The sequence below is a fragment of the Sulfitobacter sp. 1A10359 genome, from assembly GCF_043558145.1.
In the GTDB taxonomy this organism is placed as follows: Bacteria; Pseudomonadota; Alphaproteobacteria; order Rhodobacterales; family Rhodobacteraceae; genus Sulfitobacter; species Sulfitobacter faviae.
The window spans coordinates 717106-735319 of sequence record NZ_JBIFGB010000001.1; the positions used below are offsets into that span (position 1 = coordinate 717106).

The 18214-nt window shown below is 63.1% G+C and carries 12 protein-coding genes and 3 tRNA genes; 8 read left to right on the forward strand and 7 right to left on the reverse strand.

Annotated features, from left to right (window positions below; translation table 11 throughout):
* The 3 genes from ACGYK2_RS03550 to ACGYK2_RS03560 form a co-directional block, all read right to left on the reverse strand.
* Positions 1–1401, reverse strand: a complete 1401-nt coding sequence (locus ACGYK2_RS03550) for a TRAP transporter large permease (RefSeq protein ID WP_209218615.1) — start codon at positions 1399–1401, stop codon at positions 1–3.
* Positions 1401–2030 (reverse strand): TRAP transporter small permease subunit, encoded by a 630-nt coding sequence (locus ACGYK2_RS03555; protein WP_067260512.1) that lies wholly within the window; start codon positions 2028–2030, stop codon positions 1401–1403. Before ACGYK2_RS03555 ends, ACGYK2_RS03550 begins: the two co-directional genes overlap by 1 nt.
* A gap of 97 nt (positions 2031–2127) precedes the next feature.
* Positions 2128–3144, reverse strand: a complete 1017-nt coding sequence (locus tag ACGYK2_RS03560) for a C4-dicarboxylate TRAP transporter substrate-binding protein (RefSeq protein WP_271689627.1) — start codon at positions 3142–3144, stop codon at positions 2128–2130.
* 349 nt (positions 3145–3493) lie between these two features.
* On the opposite strand from ACGYK2_RS03560, the gene acs reads away from it, so the two are divergent.
* Positions 3494–5449 (forward strand): acetate--CoA ligase, encoded by a 1956-nt coding sequence (gene acs / locus ACGYK2_RS03565; RefSeq protein ID WP_271689626.1) that lies wholly within the window; start codon positions 3494–3496, stop codon positions 5447–5449.
* 60 nt (positions 5450–5509) lie between these two features.
* On the forward strand, positions 5510–6082 hold the full coding sequence (locus ACGYK2_RS03570; RefSeq protein WP_271689625.1) for an MOSC domain-containing protein: 573 nt from the start codon (positions 5510–5512) through the stop codon (positions 6080–6082).
* A gap of 72 nt (positions 6083–6154) precedes the next feature.
* Here ACGYK2_RS03570 and ACGYK2_RS03575 read toward each other — a convergent pair whose 3' ends face one another.
* On the reverse strand, positions 6155–6661 hold the full coding sequence (locus ACGYK2_RS03575) for a DUF992 domain-containing protein (RefSeq protein ID WP_271689624.1): 507 nt from the start codon (positions 6659–6661) through the stop codon (positions 6155–6157).
* A 260-nt stretch (positions 6662–6921) separates the two neighbouring features.
* On the opposite strand from ACGYK2_RS03575, the gene ACGYK2_RS03580 reads away from it, so the two are divergent.
* Positions 6922–7458 carry a flavin reductase family protein gene (locus ACGYK2_RS03580; RefSeq protein WP_394374201.1) on the forward strand — a complete coding sequence of 179 codons (537 nt, stop codon included), beginning with the start codon at positions 6922–6924 and terminating at the stop codon, positions 7456–7458.
* 32 nt (positions 7459–7490) lie between these two features.
* Here ACGYK2_RS03580 and ACGYK2_RS03585 read toward each other — a convergent pair whose 3' ends face one another.
* The 3 genes from ACGYK2_RS03585 to ACGYK2_RS03595 all read right to left on the reverse strand — a co-directional run bounded on the left by ACGYK2_RS03585 (position 7491) and on the right by ACGYK2_RS03595 (position 14021).
* A complete protein-coding gene (locus tag ACGYK2_RS03585) occupies positions 7491–11831 on the reverse strand; it encodes a translocation/assembly module TamB domain-containing protein (RefSeq protein ID WP_271689623.1) in 4341 nt (1446 codons plus the stop codon).
* Positions 11831–13645, reverse strand: a complete 1815-nt coding sequence (locus ACGYK2_RS03590; protein WP_271689622.1) for an autotransporter assembly complex family protein — start codon at positions 13643–13645, stop codon at positions 11831–11833. The genes ACGYK2_RS03585 and ACGYK2_RS03590 overlap by 1 nt, the downstream gene beginning before the upstream one ends.
* A gap of 290 nt (positions 13646–13935) precedes the next feature.
* Positions 13936–14021, reverse strand: a tRNA-Leu gene (locus tag ACGYK2_RS03595).
* A gap of 220 nt (positions 14022–14241) precedes the next feature.
* Here ACGYK2_RS03595 and ACGYK2_RS03600 point away from each other — a divergent pair.
* The 5 genes from ACGYK2_RS03600 (at position 14242) to ACGYK2_RS03620 (ending at position 18033) form a co-directional block, all read left to right on the forward strand.
* Positions 14242–14922 carry a DsbA family oxidoreductase gene (locus tag ACGYK2_RS03600; RefSeq protein WP_271689621.1) on the forward strand — a complete coding sequence of 227 codons (681 nt, stop codon included), beginning with the start codon at positions 14242–14244 and terminating at the stop codon, positions 14920–14922.
* A gap of 46 nt (positions 14923–14968) precedes the next feature.
* The gene (gene lipB / locus ACGYK2_RS03605) at positions 14969–15649 is read left to right on the forward strand and encodes a lipoyl(octanoyl) transferase LipB (protein ID WP_271689620.1); all 681 of its coding nucleotides are present in this window, start codon (positions 14969–14971) and stop codon (positions 15647–15649) included.
* 186 nt (positions 15650–15835) lie between these two features.
* Entirely contained in the window at positions 15836–17509 is a 1674-nt protein-coding gene (gene ctaD, locus ACGYK2_RS03610) for a cytochrome c oxidase subunit I (protein ID WP_067261244.1), read from the forward strand.
* 219 nt (positions 17510–17728) lie between these two features.
* Positions 17729–17803: transfer RNA gene (locus ACGYK2_RS03615), tRNA-Gly, on the forward strand.
* 155 nt (positions 17804–17958) lie between these two features.
* Positions 17959–18033, forward strand: a tRNA-Gly gene (locus ACGYK2_RS03620).
* Positions 18034–18214: the final 181 nt, after the last annotated feature.

Consider the following 18214-nt stretch of genomic DNA (forward strand, 5'->3'; position numbering starts at 1 on the left):
TTATCCCGCGAGGGACGGCAGCCAGAGCACGATCTGCGGGAAGGCGACCAGAAGGCCGATTGTGACCGCGTCGGCGATGAAGAAGGGCATCACGCCGCGGAAAACGTCCTGCACGCTGAGGTCGGGGCGCACGCCCGCGACGACAAAGCAGTTCAGGCCGATGGGCGGGGTGATCAGACAGAACTCCGCCATTTTCACCACCAGAATCCCGAACCAGATCGCGCACATCGGACCCGACATGCCAAAGGCACTGTCGGCGGCCGAGACCATCTCGCCCCCGTTAAGCGCCATGACCGCCGGATAGACCACCGGCAGCGTCAGCAGCAGCATCCCGATGGCGTCCATGAACATCCCCAGCACGGCATAGGCCAAGAGGATGCAGATCAGGATCAGCATCGGCGAGGTTTCGAGCGAGGAAATCCAGTCGGCGAAGGCACCGGGCAGATCGGCGAAGCCGAGGAAACGCACATAGATCAGCACGCCCCAGATGATGGTAAAGATCATCACGGTCAGCTTCGCGGTCTCCAGCAGCGCGTCCTTCAACTCGGCCAGCCGCATGCCACGGAAGACGGCCATGCAGAAGACGATAAAGGCGCCCACGGCCCCGCCCTCAGTCGGGGTGCCCCAAGCGTCGCCGAAGGGGTTGTAGACGAAAAAGATGATGATCACGACCACGGCAACAATCGGCATCGCAGCGGGGAGCGAGGCAAAACGCTCGCCCCATGTAAAGCCGCGCACCGGCGGGCCGACGCTTTTCCAGATCATCGCGATGCCGATGATCAGCACCGCATAGACCACCGCTGAGAAGGCACCGGGCACGAAGCCCGCCAGCAACAGCTTGCCCACGTCCTGCTCCACGATGATGGCATAGATCACAAGGATCGCCGAGGGCGGGATCAATGAGGCCAACGTGCCCCCTGCCGCCACGACACCGGCTGCGAATTGCTTGTTATAGCCGATCTTGAGCATTTCGGGGATGGCGATACGGGCAAAGACCGCCGCCGTCGCGACCGACGCGCCAGACACTGCCGCAAAGCCCGCCGTGGCGAAAACGGTCGAGACCGCCAAACCGCCCGGCACCCAAGCGAACCAACGTTTCGCCGCTTCAAAGATCGCCTTGGTCAGGCCCGCGTAATAGGCGAGAAAGCCGATCAGAATGAAGGTCGGGATAAGCGAGAGGGTCTGGCTCGATACCTTCGAGTGCGGCACTTGGCCCGCGGTCTTGATCGCCACGGTCAGCGCCCAGCCAAGCTGGTCCCACTCCATGCCCTTCTTGGCCCAGAAAATCCAGATCAGGCCGACAAGCCCAGCCATGGCCGCGGCAAAGGCCACCCGCATGCCAAGCACCACCATGACGAGCATACCGCCCGAGACCCAAAGGCCGATTTCAATAGGATCCATCAGTCACGTCCATCCAGTTGTTCGGCCTCGGCCATTGCTTGTTCCGCCGCCGATTGCACCAGCGGCACGGCCACGGGGCGTTCCAGCCCCAGCACCAAGGCTCGGCCATAGCCCCAAATTTGCAGGCAGAGCCGCAGAGAGATCACGACGAAAGCCAGCGGCACCACCAGTTTGCTGGGCCAGATCGGCAGGCCGATGTCGATCGAACTGTCGCGGCTCCACATCGGGGCGTTCATGTCAAAGCTGCGGTCGAAATGCGCCCAAGCGCCCCATGTCAGCGCCAGCATCAGCAAAAGGATCAGCACCACCGACAGCAGTTCCGCCGCCCAAAGCGCGCGGCCCTTGAGCTGGCCGATCAGGATGTCCATGCGCACATGGCCGCCCATGCGTTGGGTATAGGCGATGCCCATGATGGCGATGAAAGGCATCGCCGCTTCGATCCAGTCGACATAGCCCGCCAGCGGCGTGGAAAAGAACTTGCGCCCTCCCACGGACCAGACGGCCAGTATCATCAGTGAGAAAACGGCAAGCCCCGAGATCAGGGCAAAGAAGGTTTCCAGCTTCAGCAGGCCCCGGTCGAGGCGGCTGAGGAGGCTGCTGTCCTCCAGCACGGCGGATGATCCGGCCATCGGCTCTCCTTTTCAGAAAGTCTGTTTGTTGCGTTTTGGAAGTCGAAAGGGCCGCGCGGTCAATCCGCACGGCCCTCACAGTCATGCCCGGCTGGGCTTAGTTCGAGGCACGCTCTTTTTCCAGCGTCTCCATCACGAGGTCATAGAGTTCCTGACCCGGGATGCCCTGCGCTTCCATGTTCTCGATCCATGCTTCGCGCGCGGGATCGGCCGCTTTCTCTTTGAACTCGGCGATGACTTCGGGAGAATACTCAACCTTCTCCACGCCTTTCTCTTCGAGAACGGAATCCCATTTCTCCAGGAGTTCCGCATAGTTGGCGAGGTAGTGATCCAGCGCCTCATCGACCGAGCTGTCGAGCGCTTCGCGCTCTTCGTCGCTCAGCATCTCATAGGCGTCGATGTTCACCACAACGGGGCAGTTCACGGTGCCGGGGTTGAGGTTCGCGGTCCACCAGTCGGCCTTGTTGATGGTGCCAAAGGACAGATGCGCGTGCTGGGCGAAGGCCACGGTGTCAACGACACCCGATTCCATCGCGTTATAGGCTTCGGTCGCGGTCACGGATGTGGGCACGGCGCCGACAGCTTCAAAGGCTTTGCCCAGACCGCCGGTGGCGCGGACGCGCATGCCGTCGAAATCTTCCAGCGTGGTGCGCGGATCGCCGGTGCCGACAAGGTTGTACTGCGGCATGGGCGAGGTCATCAGCATTTTCGCGTTCCACTGCGCCATCTCCTTGGCGACGGCGGGGTGGTCATAGACCGCTTTGGAAACCGCGACTTCCTCTTCAAGGTTGCTCACCCCCAGAAACGGCAGTTCCAGCACGGTGATCGCGCGGTTCTTATCGGCGTGGTAGCCGGCGCAGAACTGGGCCATCTCGAAAGCGCCGATGGAGATACCATCGAGGTTTTCGCGGTTCTTGGACAGGCCGCCGTAGCTGACGTTGATGGTGAATTCGCCGTCGGTCTTCTCAGAAACCAGTTCGGCAATCTTTTCCACATGTTCGGTGAAGGCGCGGCGCTTGCCCCAGACCGAGGCGTTCCATTCGGTCGCGGCAGCTTCGCTTACAAACGCGACAGTCAGCGCACAGGCGGCGGCACCGCTGAGCAGATTTTTCATGATGGCTCTCTCCCATAGTTGCCGCCCTTGGGTGGGCGGATTGGCGCACAGGCTACCCCGCGGGGGCTGGCCTGCCAACCCCGTCATGCCGCGCAAATACGACAGCCGCAAGACAGTAGCGCCAAGTTTGACTGGCAAGGCTTTGAAAAACCGCGCCAATCACCGGGTAAGAGCGAAAAATTTACAGGAATCGCCCCGATCGGGAAAAACCTTTACAGGCAAGCCCTTGTAATCCAGTTGCTTATTCCCTTCTTTTCACGGGCCGCTATGATCCGGCTGAGGAGGACGCCACGGCCACCGGGTTAGACCCGCGCCCCGTGGCGATGCGAACATCAAGGGAGGAACCACCATGTCCGACGCCACCGCCAAGACCTATCCGCCATCCGCCGACATGGCCGCCCGGGCCCATGTGGACGCGCAGACCTATGACAAGATGTACCAAGCATCGGTCACCGACACCGATGGGTTCTGGCGCGAACAGGCGCAGCGGATCGACTGGATCAAACCCTTCACCCAAGTGCGCGACGTGAACTTCGATCTTGGGTCGGTCAGCATCAATTGGTTCGCGGATGGCGAGCTGAACGTCAGCGCCAATTGCATCGACCGCCATCTTGAGACGCGCGGCGATCAGACCGCGATCATCTGGGAGCCGGACAGCCCCGAGGATGAGGCCAAACACATCAGTTACCGCGAGCTCCACAGCGCCACCTGCCGCATGGCCAATGTGCTGCGTGATCTCGGCGTGGGCAAAGGCGACCGCGTGATCATCTATATGCCGATGATCCCCGAAGCCGCCTATGCCATGCTGGCCTGCGCGCGGATCGGGGCGATTCACTCGATCGTTTTCGCAGGCTTCTCGCCCGATGCTTTGGCCGCGCGGGTGAACGGCTGCGAGGCGAAGGTGGTGATCACCGCGGATGAAGCGCCGCGCGGCGGCAAGGCCACACCGCTCAAGGCCAATGCCGACAAGGCGCTGGCGCAATGCGATGCGTCCGTGCAATGCCTTGTGGTGCGCCGCACGGGCGGTGACGTGGCATGGGACGATGCCCGCGACCGTGATTACAACGCACTGATCAAGGATGCCGCCGAGACCTGCGAAGCAGAGGCGATGGGCGCCGAAGACCCGCTCTTCATCCTCTACACCTCAGGCTCCACCGGCCAGCCCAAGGGCGTGGTCCATACCACCGGCGGCTATATCACCTATGCGGCGCTGACCCATGAGGTGACGTTCGATTACCACGACGGCGACATCTACTGGTGCACGGCGGATGTAGGCTGGGTCACCGGCCACAGCTACATCGTCTATGGCCCGCTGGCCAATGGCGCGACCACGCTGATGTTCGAAGGCGTGCCCACCTACCCCGATGCCAGCCGTTTCTGGCAGGTCTGCGAAAAGCACAAAGTCACGCAGTTCTACACCGCCCCCACCGCGATCCGCGCGCTGATGGGGCAAGGCAATGACTATGTGACCAAAAGCGATCTGTCCTCGCTGCGCATTCTTGGCACCGTGGGCGAGCCGATCAACCCCGAGGCGTGGAACTGGTATCACGAGGTCGTCGGCCAGAACCGCTGCCCCATTGTCGACACGTGGTGGCAGACCGAGACCGGCGGCCATCTGATGACCCCCCTGCCCGGCGCGCATGACATGAAACCGGGGGCCGCGATGAAACCCTTCTTCGGCGTCAAACCGGTGGTGCTGGACCCAACATCGGGTCAAGAGATCGACGGCAACCCCGCCGAGGGCGTGCTTTGCATCGCCGACAGCTGGCCGGGGCAGATGCGCACCGTCTGGGGTGATCACGAAAGGTTCGAAAAGACCTATTTCGCCGATTACCCGGGCTATTACTTCACCGGCGACGGCTGCAAACGCGATGCCGATGGCGACTACTGGATCACGGGCCGCGTTGACGATGTGATCAACGTCTCGGGCCACCGCATGGGCACCGCCGAGGTGGAAAGCGCCCTCGTCGCCCATGACAAAGTGGCCGAAGCCGCCGTGGTCGGCTACCCGCATGACGTCAAAGGCCAAGGCATCTATTGCTATGTCACCTTGATGAGCGGTGAGGAACCTTCCGAAGAGTTGCGGGCCGAGCTGCGCAATTGGGTCCGGCAAGAGATCGGCCCCATAGCCTCGCCCGATCTGATCCAATGGGCACCGGGCCTGCCAAAAACACGTTCGGGCAAGATCATGCGCCGCATCCTGCGCAAGATCGCCGAGGATGATTACGGCGCATTGGGCGACACCTCGACGCTGGCGGACCCCGGCGTGGTGGACGATCTGATCGGCAACCGCATGAACCGCTGACACCCTGCGCGGCGCGGGCGGCTGCCTGCCCCCGCACCGCGTTGCATGAGAAAGAGAGACATGGACCAAACCGCCCCCCAAGTGCCGCCGCCCGCCTCCGCTGCGGAATGTGACGCCGCCCTGCCGGATATCCTCGCCGCGCCCAAGGATAGCGCCGTGATCGAAGAACTTTGCTTTCGCCCCGATTACGGGGAGCGGGATTTCCGTGATGAACTGGATCTGACGGTGGCCCAAGGCATCCTTGGCGAACGTTGGACCGAGAAACCTTGGCTGACCCTGCCTGACGGAAGCCCCGATCCGCGGATACAGGTCTCCATCCTGCCCAAACGCGTGATGGATCTTTGCTGGCGCGACCGCGCAAACACGCCGCACCCCGGCGATACGATGATCGTGGACATGGACCTCGGCCATGAGAACCTGCCCGTCGGCACGCGCCTTCAAGCCGGGTCTGCGGTGCTGGAGGTGAGCGATAAGTTCAACACCGGCTGCGTCAAATGGCGCGACCGCTATGGCCAAGACAGCCTGCGGTGGATCAACCGAAAGGAAAACCGCCCGCATCGGCTGCGCGGCGTTCTGTGCAAAATCGTGCAAGACGGCACCGTTCGCCATGGGGACCGGCTGACCAAGCTCTGACGCCTCTCACATAGAAATAGGCCGCCCCCAAGGGACGGCCCGGATCGTCAGTTCAAGCGTTTTCGCGCGGGTTTAGCCTTCGACGCGCTGAAGGTTGATCTCACCCACGCCCACGGCAAAGTTCACGCCGCTCTGGGTATTCACGCTCAGCGGCTGAAGCGCCAATGTGTTCTCGGAACCACCCGTCATCAGGTTGGCCCCCGCGCCGACACCGACGGTCGCCTCGGCGGAAACGCCTTTGTAGCTGCCGTTCAGCCCGCCTTCGGAATATTCCTGCTCGGTCGGGGCCAGCACCAGCCATGACATCTGGCCGTTCTCGGTCTTGCCGATATCGACGCCCCAGCGGTTGATCTCGCCCACATAGGTCTCATCTTCGAGACCTTCTTGGATGGGGTTGAAGGTACAGGTCAGCTCACGGGTGGAGCCGAAGACGAAGCCGGTGCCCTCGCCCACATCGCAAGACAGGGAGCCGATCTCGACGTGGTCGACGGTCTCATTGTCATCGGCCATCGCGGTGGAGCCGAAGGCGGTGGCGCTCAGAAGGGCCGCGCCGAGGGTGAGTTTGCTTGCATACATCATCTTTGTCACTTTCCGGCGCGACGAGACGCGCCTTTTCTGCTGTGAACGGCATTCGGGTGCCTTGGACAGACGGCGCAGACCTCCTGCGCCGCCCCTTTCAGACAGCCAGCATCGACACCAATTGGGGCCGATGATGCCTCTCATCGCTGGCCCAACGCCGGGCCTTGGCGGCGGTTCCTCGGCCCAACCGCGGGGGCAAAAATCCGCGCAAGAGGGCCGATGCGCAACGCCCCGGCACCGCTGGACAAATCAGCCGCCACATGGCACCGCTTGTCGCTATGAGTGATGATCTGATCCCCTTCGCGCCCGACAGCGGCGATGCCCCGGCGCTGCGCCGTGCCTTCGGGCGTTTCGGCACCGGCGTGACCGTGGTGACCGTAAAAACCGCCCAAGGCCCCTTGGGGATGACTGCGAATTCCTTCGCCTCGGTCTCGCTCGACCCGCCTTTGGTGCTGTGGTCGCCTGCTATCTCATCCAAACGGCATGACAGTTTTACCTCGGCGGCGTCCTTTTGCATTCACGTGCTGGGCGCGGATCAAGAGGATCTGGCCCAGCGTTTCGCTGGTCAGGGGCATGACTTTTCCGGTTTTGACTGGGATGAAGATGCCGCCGGGGTGCCCACTTTCGCGGGCTGCCTCGCGCGTTTTCACTGCAACACCTACGCAGTACACCCGGCGGGCGATCATTCCCTGATCTTAGGTCATGTTCAGCAGGTCGCCCTGCGCGAGGATGGCGCGGCGGGGCTGATGTTCGACCAAGGCCGCTATGGCCGCTTCACCCCGCGCGACGAAGCCTAGGCGAAAGGGCGCCCCGCAAGGCGCCCCGTTTCTCAGTAATCCCGCTCGAAAAAGATGCCGATGCTGCTGTCGCCATCCGACCCCAACGTGCCCTTGGCCGTCAGGCTTTCGGTGATATCGAGGTTGAGCGACACCTCCCCCGTGCCATCCGAGGCCGCCGTCACATCGGTATAGACGTTGTCGGTCAGGTATTTCCCCAGCCTCAGCGCCGTCTCGCCATCCTCGGTGGTGGTCACGTCCAGATCGTCGAGGCCAAAGCCCTCACGCAGGTTGCCGATCACCCCGTCGCCGCCGCGCCCTGCGAGGGTCGCCACGGCACTGGCCAATTGCAGCGCCTGAAAGGCCGAGATTTCCGAGATGTTGCGCCCAAAGAGCAGCTGCGACAGCACCTCGTCCTGCGGCGCGGCGGGGGTGGATTCGAAAGTGACCTCCGGCTCATTCGCCGGGCCGCTCACGATGACACGCACCTCCCCCGCTTCGGTATCGGTCGAAGTGACGAACCGGATATAGGGGATGAAATCGCCCTGAAACTGGATCGACCCTTCGTCGAGCAAGAAGCGTTTGCCCAAGATATCGAGCCGCCCGCGGATCAACTCGAACCGCCCGGCCGAGATGATGCGGTTGGTGGTGCCGCTGAGGTTCAGCGCGCCGCCCAGTTCCGCATCCAGCCCGCGGCCCCGGACGTAAATCCGGTTCGGCGCGTTGAGTTGCAGGTCCAGCCCGAACCCGGGGCCGGACGCCTCCGCCGCAGGGTCGTCCTCGGCCTCGACCCCCTCCAACCCGGCCTTGCGGCGGGTCGCCAGCACATCGGCAGGCGCGTTGACATGGGTGATCTGCGGGATGTCCCCGATCGAGGTCAGACCCGTTGCGGGAACCTGAATATTCGTCTCGCCCGCGTTGATCACCCCGGTAATCTGCGCCCCCCCGCTCAAGGGACCTGCAAGCCGCAGATCGCCGTTCAGCGTAGTGCTGTAAAGGCTCGGGTCCGCATAGACGAGGTTGCGCAGGGTCACGTTGATATCCGCAGGCAAGGCCGGTGTCAGGGTGATCGCCCCCGCCACGCGCAGCTCTCCGCCATCGACGGCCTGACCGGTCACATTGAGCTGCGCCCGGTTACCCCCAAGCTGAACATCCGCGTCGATCCCCCGCAACGCCACCCGCAGGTTCGGCGCGGTGAAGGTCGCGCCGCTGGTGGTAATGCGCCCGCTGACCGACGACAGCGCCGCCGGTCCGTTGATTTGCAAATCGAACCGCGCTTGCCCCTGCAAATTACGCGGGGCGAGGAAGGGACGCGAGAGCCCAAGCGGCGCATTGCCCGCGATATCGAGGTTCAGCGTCCCGTCGGTATTCACCAGCCCTGCCACAGTCGCCTGCGTGCCTGCGGGGCCATTGGCACTGGTGTCGATGCGCCAGGCCTCCCCCTCGCGCCGGGCCGAGCCTGCGACGCTGAGCGGGCCGTTTACCTGTTCCACCAAGGCGCCGATGTCAGGCATGTTCAACTGGAAATCGACCGCCGCATTGGGGCCGGTGACCAAGCCTTCGACCGTCGCCCGTGCGCCATAGGGGCCGCTGGCGCTGGCATCGAGGACCACGCCGTTTTCGGTCTGACGCGCCACGCCGTTGGCCGCGAAAGAGCCTGAGACGCTGGGCACCAGCGGGTTCACGTTGGGCACCGAGACGTCGAACCGAAGAGAGACCTCTCCGGTCACCAGCCCTTCGACCATGGCGCTACTGCCATAGGGGCCATCGGCGCTGACATCCACGGCGATTCCGTCATCGGTCTGACGGATGTCGCCCGTGGCCGAAAGCGGGCCGTTCACACCGGGTGCGAGGGGGCTGACGTCGGGCACTGAGAGGTCAAAGCTGAGCGCCATATTCGGGCCGGTGGCCAGCCCTTCAACCACGGCGCTGCTGCCATAGGGGCCACGCGCGGCGACATCCACGGCAATGCCGCTCTCCTGCTGCCGCACCGTGCCTTGGGCCGCCAGCGGCCCGTTCACCCCGGGGGCGAGCGGGCTGACATCCGGCAAGGTCAGGTCAAAGCGCAGCGCCATGTCAGGCCCCGTCGCCAAGCCTTCGACCGCGACGCGGCTGTCGTAGGGGCCATTGGCGATGGTATCGACGACAAACCCCTGTTCGGTCTGCTCTACCGTGCCGCTGGCCGCCACCCCGCCGTTGATCTGCGGGACGAGGGGTTGGATATCGGGCAGCGACAGGTCAAAGGCCACATCGACGCGCGGCGTGACCAACCCTTCGACCGAGGCCTGCGCCTCCAACGGGCCGCTGGCTTCGGTGTCGATCTCCCACCCCTGCGGCGTCTGGCGCAATGCGCCCTTGGCGGTGACCGGGCCGGTGATATCCGCCTCGGGCAGGAAATCTTCGATCCGGGGGATATCGGCGGTGAAGTCGATTTGCGCATCCTCTCCCGTGGCCAAGCCCGAAACGGTCAGCGCCGCGTCATAGGGGCCATCGGTGACCGCGTCGACAACCCAGCCGCGCGGCTCTTGCACCGCTGTGGCCTTGACCGCAACGGGCCCTTGGTATTGCGGCAGCACCAGCCCAACATCGGCGAGCGTGAAGTCCAAGGCCGCGCGGCTGTCTTCGCTGCGCAATTCGACATCGCCGGTCAGGTCCAGCGCATCGTTCTTTAACTCAAGATCGCGCAGGAAAGTCCCCGTCTCGTTGCGTTTCGCCACCATGCTAAGGCTGGTCCGCCCCGCGAGAACCGCATCGGCCTGTTCGATCCCGATCTCAAGGTCATCGGTCCCCCCGGCAATCGCCAGATCGAACATGCCGCCCAAAGGCGTGACCGTGCCGTTCAGCGCCAGCGCCGTGGCTCCCGCGATATCGCGACCCGCCAGCGCGGAAAAGCGACTGATATCTTGGGCTTTGAGCGTCATCTTCAGCTGGGTGAGCAGCCCGCTATCCACCCCGTCGATCGCGGCTTCGCCGGTCAGGCCATAGTCTTCGCCCGATAGGGTCAGCCCGTTGATCTCAATCGGTTCACCTTCGACAAAGCGGATTTCGGCGCTGCCGGTGATCGCATCGCCGACGGCCTCGGCACTTGCCGGATCGGTCAGCGTCAGCCCCTCGGTGGCAAAGGTCACATCGCCAAAGAATTGCCCCAAACTGCCAAGGTTGCCTTCGAGAATACCGTCGAGCGCCAGTTGGGTCTGCGCAATTTGCAGCGCGCCCGTGTCCAGCCCGGTGATGTCGAACGCACTTTCAAAGCGGTCGCCATCCGCGGCATCGTAGTCCACGCGCAGAGTCACGGCCTCGACCCGCGTGCCCTCACCCGAAATCGGCAACAGGGTCGAGGTGCCATCTGGGTTTGCGATCCGGCCTGAGATGTCGATCAGTGTCGGCCATTTCTCTTGGTTCAACGTGACCTGCCCCTGCAGATCGACGGAATTCGCGGCAAGGGCAAAGCTGCTGACCTCAACCGCACCGTTGCTTTCCAGCAGTGCATCCAGCGCCAGCCGCACGTCCTCGCCGAAGAAGTCGCGGTAGCGCGGGGCGAGCAGCGCAGTGATGTCGCCGCCGATATCGGCTTGAATGCGGCGGTCCGGTGTATCGCTGGCGCGGCGTGGGGCCTGCGTGCCAAGGGTCACCTGCCCCGCCAAACGCTCTTGCCCATCGGTGGCGATGGTCACGTCGGTCGCAAAATCATCCAGCGGCCCTGCGCCTTTCACGGTCATCTGCACCGAAGGCTGCCCCGGCAGGTTCAGCAGTTTCGACGCGATGCCTTCGGGATCTTCGGTCAAGTTCAACAACAGGTCCAGCGCATTTTCGGTGCGGTCGAAATCGGCCTGAATGTCGAACTCGCCCCGTTTGCCATCGGTGCGGCGGGCCTGAAAATCGACGATGCCGACCGTATCGGTCAGCCGTGCATTGGCGCTTACCGAAAGCTGCGCCGCCTCGCCCAAGATCGGCTCGCCCAAGTTGATCTCATCCACCGAGAAATCCGCGATTTCGATGGAGACAGGCAGATCGGGCAAGGCAAAGGGTTTGGCCTCGGCATCGGGCAGATCGACTTCATTGCTGACCGGCAGACGCTCGACATCGAGCCGTCCGGCGGTGAGTTGTTCGACCTCCAGCCGTCCGCGCAGCAGGGCCGAACGGTTCCAATCCAGGACCACATCGTCAAGCGTCAGCCAGATGCCATCGTCATCCGCAATCGTCATCCGATCAAAGGAGGCCTCCGAACTCAGCGCCCCTGCGAATCCGTCGATGCTGACGGTGCGGCCCGCGCCGCTCAGCGCGTCTTGAATGGTCCGGGTGAGAAAGCCCTTGTCGTCATCCTGTGCGGCAGCCGGTGTGAGGCAGGCCAGATAGACAAGGCTGGCGGTGAGGATCTGCAAAAACTGTCGCATTAAAACGCCTGTCCAATCCCGATATAGACTTGGAAATCTTCATCCACTTCCGGCCCCGATGTGGGCACGGCCACGTCCAGCCGGATCGGCCCGATGCCCGTGGCATAGCGCAGCCCCAGACCTGCGCCCGAGTGCCAAGTGCCTGATCCGTCGTAGAATTCTTCCGACCCGATATAGCCCGCATCGGCAAAGCCCACGACGCCGATCTTCTCGGTCAGGGCCACGCGCGCCTCTGCTGATAGCCCGACAAAGCTGCGCCCGCCCACGGTGTCGCCGCTCGGCAGTTCAACCCCAAGCGTTTGATAGGGTTGTCCGCGCACGCTGCCGCCCCCGCCGGAGTAAAAGAGGTAATCCGCCGGCGCTTCCGACAGGTCCGGCCCTGCAACCGATCCAAGCTGCCCCCGGAAGGCCAGCGTCACCGGGCGCTCCGTCCCGAAGCTGCGGTAGTAGCGCGCATCAAGATAGCTGCGCAGCCCGCTTTCAGACCCCGACAGCGCGACGAAGGGCGTGATATTGGCGTCGATGTAATAGCCCTCGGTCGCGTCCAGTTCCTTGTCGCGGTAGTCAAACTCGGCCCCCAGCGGCAGGGTCAGCAGGGTGTATTGGTTGGTGCCGAAGGCATCCTCGGTCTCGGCCACACGCAGGCCGAGGCCCGCGGAATAGGTGCGATTCTGGTTGGCAATCCGCTCGATCCCCGCCTCCAGATCCAACTGGCGGGAGAAGTAATTCACCTCATCAAGCTGTTCCAACGTGGCCAGCGCGTAGAAATCGGTATCTTCGTTAAAGGTCGCCGGACGTTCGAACCGGGTAGAGAGCGTATAGTCCTCCCCCCCCGAATTGCCGCCGATCCCTTCGATCTCAGCCGAGAGGCGCAGACGTTCGGCCCCGCCCAACAGATTGCGGTGCAGCCAGAAAGTGCTCAGCGTCAGCCCTTCGAGCGAGGACAGTTCCGCACCAAAGCCAAAGCGCCGCTTGGGCGCTTCGGTCACCTGCGCGGTGATGGGCAGCGTGTCGTTGGGGCCAATCCGATCCGCTTCGATGAGCGCCACGGCGTCGAACGCGCCGGTGCGGCGCAGCCGTTCGGTGGCCAGTTCCAACTCTTCGGGCGAGAAGACCTCCCCCTGTGGCAGCCCTGCGATTTCGATCAGCCGCGCGGTGCGCACGTCTTCGTTGCCGGTCACAGTCAGCACGCCAAAACGCAGCTTTGGCCCCGGGGCCAGCCGCAGGGCAGCGTCGATCTGGCGCTCACGGTGTTTGGCCACAAGATCTTGATCCGCCAATGCCGCTTTCGCGTGGCCCACGTCACGCCAACCGCTGACCCCGGCCGAGACGGTTTCCTTCAGCACGCCAAGGCTCGCGGTCTCCCCCGCGGCAAATCCGTCCGGCAACTCGGTGCCCGGGGCTATGGGCGCGATGCGGGTCGCGCCAAAGCGGAACTTCGGCCCCGGGTCTACCGTGATCACGGCCCGGTCGATGCGGCGCGGCGGTTGCACAGGAGGAATCGCGGCGGCATCGACGCCATCCAAGGTGATCTTGAGCGTCGGCCCGAAATACCCGTTGTCGTAAAGCAGCGCCAAAAGCCGCCCGTAATCGGCCTGCGCCGCGGCGACCAATTCCTGCGGCGTGGCAGGCTCGGCATCCTCATCGGTCTGCTCGGCCAACAAGGACCCATCGCGCAGGGTGGCATAGAGGTCCGAATCCGCTGCGATGCCAGTGATGGCCAGTTCCGCCGCCTGTGCCGCAGCCCCCCCGCCAAGAAGTAGTCCAAGAGCGAGACAAAGCGCCGCCCCTTGAGTCTGCCCTTGTTGCGCCACGCGCTACCCTCCTTGCGTTCGTCACCCCGGTTTTCGCGCCGGTTCTCCTTTGCCCGCCCAAACGGGCCTTATTCTTAGCAACCGTTAAACGGCATTGCCGCCTTGGCTGCAAACACTCTGCCGGGGGAATCGCGCAATGAGAACGGCCTGCCCCGCCCCGCGCAGGTGTCACGCGCGGAATCGGCAAGATACCGCGCAGCAAGACTGTAGGCTGACCACGGCCCGAGACGAGGGCAAAAACGTTTTTTCTTTCAGGGGGTCCGACCATCGCTTTGCATTGCAAAGCATCGTGGTGCGGTCGGAGAGACTCGAACTCTCACGGGTGTTACCCCACAGCGACCTCAACGCTGCGCGTCTACCATTCCGCCACGACCGCACGCCATGGTTGGTGGGCGGGGTTTAGCCAAAGACCAAGGGCTTGTGAAGAGGCAATCTGCAAATTTTTTCAATGCGTTTCAGAAAGCGGGTTCAGCCCCCGATTTTCCGCAGCCGCACCCCCGATCACAATCCCCTTACCGCCCTACAATCTGACGGCTCAACCGTTGAAAGCGCGCGTTCGGCGGGCCATCTGTGACGCAAGCAAGAAGGAACACGCCATGCCCGCAGACACCGCCACCCCCACAGATACCCCCACCGTGCAGATCGACATCGTATCGGATGTGATGTGCCCTTGGTGTATCGTGGGCTACAAACAACTTGAGCAAGCACTCGGCGCGGTTGGCGTCGGCGCCTACCTGCGTTGGCACCCCTTTGAGTTGAACCCGCAGATGCCAGCCGAAGGCCAGAACATGGCCGAACATCTGGCCGAGAAATACGGCTCCACCCCTGCTCAGTCGGTCGAGAATCGCAAACGGCTAACGCAGATGGGCCAAGACTTGGGCTTTACCTTCAACTTTTCCGACGACACGCGGATGCAAAACACCTTTGCCGCGCATCAACTGCTGACATGGGCGCAGGCCCAAGGGCTGCAACACCCGCTGAAGATGGCCCTTTTTGACGCGCATTTCACCCAAGGGCGCAATGTGAACGACACTGATGTGCTCGCCGATGTTGCCGCTTCCGTCGGGTTGGACCGGGATGAGGCGCTTGAGGTGCTCCGCAGCGGCAGCTTTGCCGAACAGACCCGCGAAGCGCAGCAATTCTGGACTTCGCGCGGCATCTCCGGCGTGCCGTCGATGATCTTCGAGGGCAAATACCTGATCACCGGGGCGCAGGGGGCTGAAAACTACGCCCAAATCCTGCGCAAGGTCTTGGAGGAACGCGACGCCGCCGCCTGACACTGTGCCTCTGGCGGTGCGGCGCGGGTCTTGCTAAGGCATCCCCATGGTTGAATGGATCATCACCGACGGCTTGACCGATTACCGCAGCGCCGAGGCGTGGATGGAGGCGCGCGCCACCGCCATCGCCGCCGGTGAGGCCGAGGAATGCATCTGGCTGGTCGAACATCCGCCGCTCTACACCGGCGGAACCTCGGCGCGGGTCGAAGACCTGACAGAGCCTGACCGCTTTCCCGTCTACCCCACCCGGCGCGGTGGGCAGTATACCTACCACGGGCCGGGCCAGCGTGTGGCCTATGTGATGCTCAACGTCGCCGCTCGGGGACGCGATGTGCGCTGTTTCGTGCGCCAGCTCGAAAATTGGGTCATCGCCACGTTGGATCAATTCAACCTGCGCGGCGAAATCCGCCCCGGTCGCGTCGGCGTTTGGGTGCAACGGCCCGAGAAACCCGCCCAGCCCGATGGCAGCCCCGCCGAAGACAAGATCGCCGCCATTGGAATCAGGCTCCGCAAATGGGTCAGCTTCCACGGCATCAGCATCAATGTGGAGCCGGACCTCAGCCATTTTGGCGGCATCGTGCCCTGCGGCATCACGAACCATGGGGTGACCTCACTGGTCGATCTGGGTCTGCCCGTGACGATGGACGATGTCGATCTTGCCCTGCGCGCCACCTTTGATGAGGTCTTTGCCAGCGCCCCCACAGGCAGCTGCGACATCACCCCCTAACAGCGGCAAAGCACGCGCCAAGCGGCCCAAAGGCCGGATTTTACGGCGACAGCCACAGCGCAAAAAATACCCACCCTGCGACCATCGCGCCCATTGCCCCCACGAGACGGTCGCTCTAAAACGGGCGCGACACCGCATGTGCCGCCTATGGCGCCATGTGTCCAATTCATTTGCAGGAGGCACCGCATGGCAGACGCAGCCATTCACGGCCAAGATCATCACGACGACCGGGGGTTCTTTACCCGGTGGTTCATGTCCACCAACCACAAAGACATCGGTATTCTGTACCTGATCGTCTCGGCCTTGGTCGGTCTTATTTCGGTGGCATTCACCGTCTACATGCGCCTCGAGCTCATGGATCCGGGCGTTCAATACATGTGTATGGAAGGCGCGCGTTTCATCGCGGATAGCTCTGCCGCCTGTACGCCAAACGGCCACCTGTGGAACGTGCTGATCACCGGCCACGGCATCCTGATGATGTTCTTCGTCGTGATTCCCGCGCTCTTCGGCGGTTTCGGCAACTACTTCATGCCGCTGCAAATCGGCGCGCCGGACATGGCCTTCCCGCGGATGAACAACCTCAGCTTCTGGCTCTATGTCGCGGGCACCACCCTCGCGGTCTGCTCGCTGCTGACACCCGGTGGCAACGGCCAGCTCGGCTCCGGGGTGGGCTGGGTACTCTACCCGCCGCTTTCGGTGCGCGAAGCGGGCATGTCGATGGACTTCGCGATCTTCGCGGTGCACGTCTCCGGTGCCTCCTCGATCCTCGGCGCGATCAACATGATCACCACCTTCCTGAACATGCGTGCCCCCGGCATGACCCTGTTCAAAGTGCCGCTCTTCGCTTGGTCGATCTTCGTCACAAGCTGGCTGATCCTCCTGTCCCTGCCGGTTTTGGCGGGCGCGATCACCATGCTCTTGATGGACCGCAACTTCGGCTTCGCCTTCTTCGACCCCGCAGGCGGCGGTGACCCGATCCTCTACCAGCACATCCTGTGGTTCTTCGGCCACCCCGAAGTCTACATCATCATCCTGCCCGGCTTCGGCATCATCTCCCACGTCATCGCGACCTTCTCGCGCAAACCGGTCTTCGGCTACCTGCCGATGGTCTGGGCGATCATCGCGATCGGCGCATTGGGCTTCGTCGTCTGGGCGCACCACATGTACACCGTGGGCATGACCCTGAACCAGCAGGCCTACTTCATGCTGGCCACCATGGTCATCGCGGTGCCAACGGGGGTGAAGGTCTTCAGCTGGATCGCCACTATGTGGGGCGGCTCGATCGAGTTCAAAACACCGATGCTCTGGGCCTTTGGCTTCCTGTTCCTCTTCACCGTCGGTGGCGTCACCGGCATCGTGCTGAGCCAGGCCGCCGTGGACCGCGCCTACCATGACACCTACTACGTCGTGGCGCACTTCCACTACGTGATGTCGCTCGGCGCCGTCTTCGCCATCTTCGCGGGCATCTACTTCTACCTGCCCAAGATGACGGGCCGCATGTACCCCGAATGGGCCGGCAAACTGCACTTCTGGGCGATGTTCATCGGTGCAAACCTGACCTTCTTCCCGCAGCACTTCCTGGGCCGTCAGGGCATGCCGCGCCGCTACATCGACTATCCTGAGGCATTCGCCTACTGGAACCAGTGGTCCTCGATCGGCGCCTTCCTCAGCTTCGCCTCCTTCCTCTTCTTCTTCGGGGTGATGGCCTACACGCTGACCCGCGGCGCGCGCTCCACAGCAAACAACCCGTGGAACGAATTCGCGGATACGCTGGAATGGACCCTGCCCAGCCCGCCGCCCGAACACACCTTCGAGCAGCTTCCGAAACAGGAAGACTGGGACAAGCAGCACAGCCACTAAGCTGACCCAAACCACAAAGGCCCCGCTCTCCCGCGGGGCCTTTTCTTTTGCCCCCACTCCTCTGACAGCCGCCCCTCCCCTCCAACTTCATCCTTTCTCAAATACCCTCGGGGGTCCGGGGGCAGAGCCCCCGCCTTACGCAAATTTTTCCGCCAAAAACCACATTTCCCTCTTGAAGCCCCCCGCCCCAATAGGTATCTCGCCTTCACCAGACGGTAAGCGGGCGTAGCTCAGGGGTAGAGCATAACCTTGCCAAGGTTAGGGTCGGGCGTTCGAATCGCCTCGCCCGCTCCATCTGGACTTCACAGGGTCGCATCTTTGGATGCGGCCCTTTGTGTTTTTCGCCCCCAAAACCACCGCGAAAAAAATTGCCGCGCGACGCTTAGATCACTTCATTTCCCCCTTGCAGCCCCCTGCGGGAATGGGTATTCCCCCCTCACCAACCGGATGCGGGCGTAGCTCAGGGGTAGAGCATAACCTTGCCAAGGTTAGGGTCGGGCGTTCGAATCGCCTCGCCCGCTCCAGGTTGATCCTACCACCCCGTAGGAAACGCAAAGCCGCCCTTAGGGGCGGCTTTTGTGTATCTAGCCCTACATAAAAAAACGCCCCATGACGAACACGGGGCGTAAGGTACGGAACGAGGGACAGTAGGTGGCCGGCAGGCGTTCCGGGCCTGCGGTCAGTCTTAAATTTAGGAAGCCTTGG

What these genes read in the sequence shown, in the direction of transcription:
- ACGYK2_RS03550 (WP_209218615.1), bottom strand. Translation starts at nt 1,401, where the DNA reads ATGGATCCTATTGAAATCGGCCTTTGGGTCTCGGGCGGTATGCTCGTC.
- ACGYK2_RS03555 (WP_067260512.1), bottom strand. Translation starts at nt 2,030, where the DNA reads ATGGCCGGATCATCCGCCGTGCTGGAGGACAGCAGCCTCCTCAGCCGC.
- ACGYK2_RS03560 (WP_271689627.1), bottom strand. Translation starts at nt 3,144, where the DNA reads ATGAAAAATCTGCTCAGCGGTGCCGCCGCCTGTGCGCTGACTGTCGCG.
- acs (WP_271689626.1), top strand. Translation starts at nt 3,494, where the DNA reads ATGTCCGACGCCACCGCCAAGACCTATCCGCCATCCGCCGACATGGCC.
- ACGYK2_RS03570 (WP_271689625.1), top strand. Translation starts at nt 5,510, where the DNA reads ATGGACCAAACCGCCCCCCAAGTGCCGCCGCCCGCCTCCGCTGCGGAA.
- ACGYK2_RS03575 (WP_271689624.1), bottom strand. Translation starts at nt 6,661, where the DNA reads ATGATGTATGCAAGCAAACTCACCCTCGGCGCGGCCCTTCTGAGCGCC.
- ACGYK2_RS03580 (WP_394374201.1), top strand. Translation starts at nt 6,922, where the DNA reads ATGGCACCGCTTGTCGCTATGAGTGATGATCTGATCCCCTTCGCGCCC.
- ACGYK2_RS03585 (WP_271689623.1), bottom strand. Translation starts at nt 11,831, where the DNA reads ATGCGACAGTTTTTGCAGATCCTCACCGCCAGCCTTGTCTATCTGGCC.
- ACGYK2_RS03600 (WP_271689621.1), top strand. Translation starts at nt 14,242, where the DNA reads ATGCCCGCAGACACCGCCACCCCCACAGATACCCCCACCGTGCAGATC.
- lipB (WP_271689620.1), top strand. Translation starts at nt 14,969, where the DNA reads ATGGTTGAATGGATCATCACCGACGGCTTGACCGATTACCGCAGCGCC.
- ctaD (WP_067261244.1), top strand. Translation starts at nt 15,836, where the DNA reads ATGGCAGACGCAGCCATTCACGGCCAAGATCATCACGACGACCGGGGG.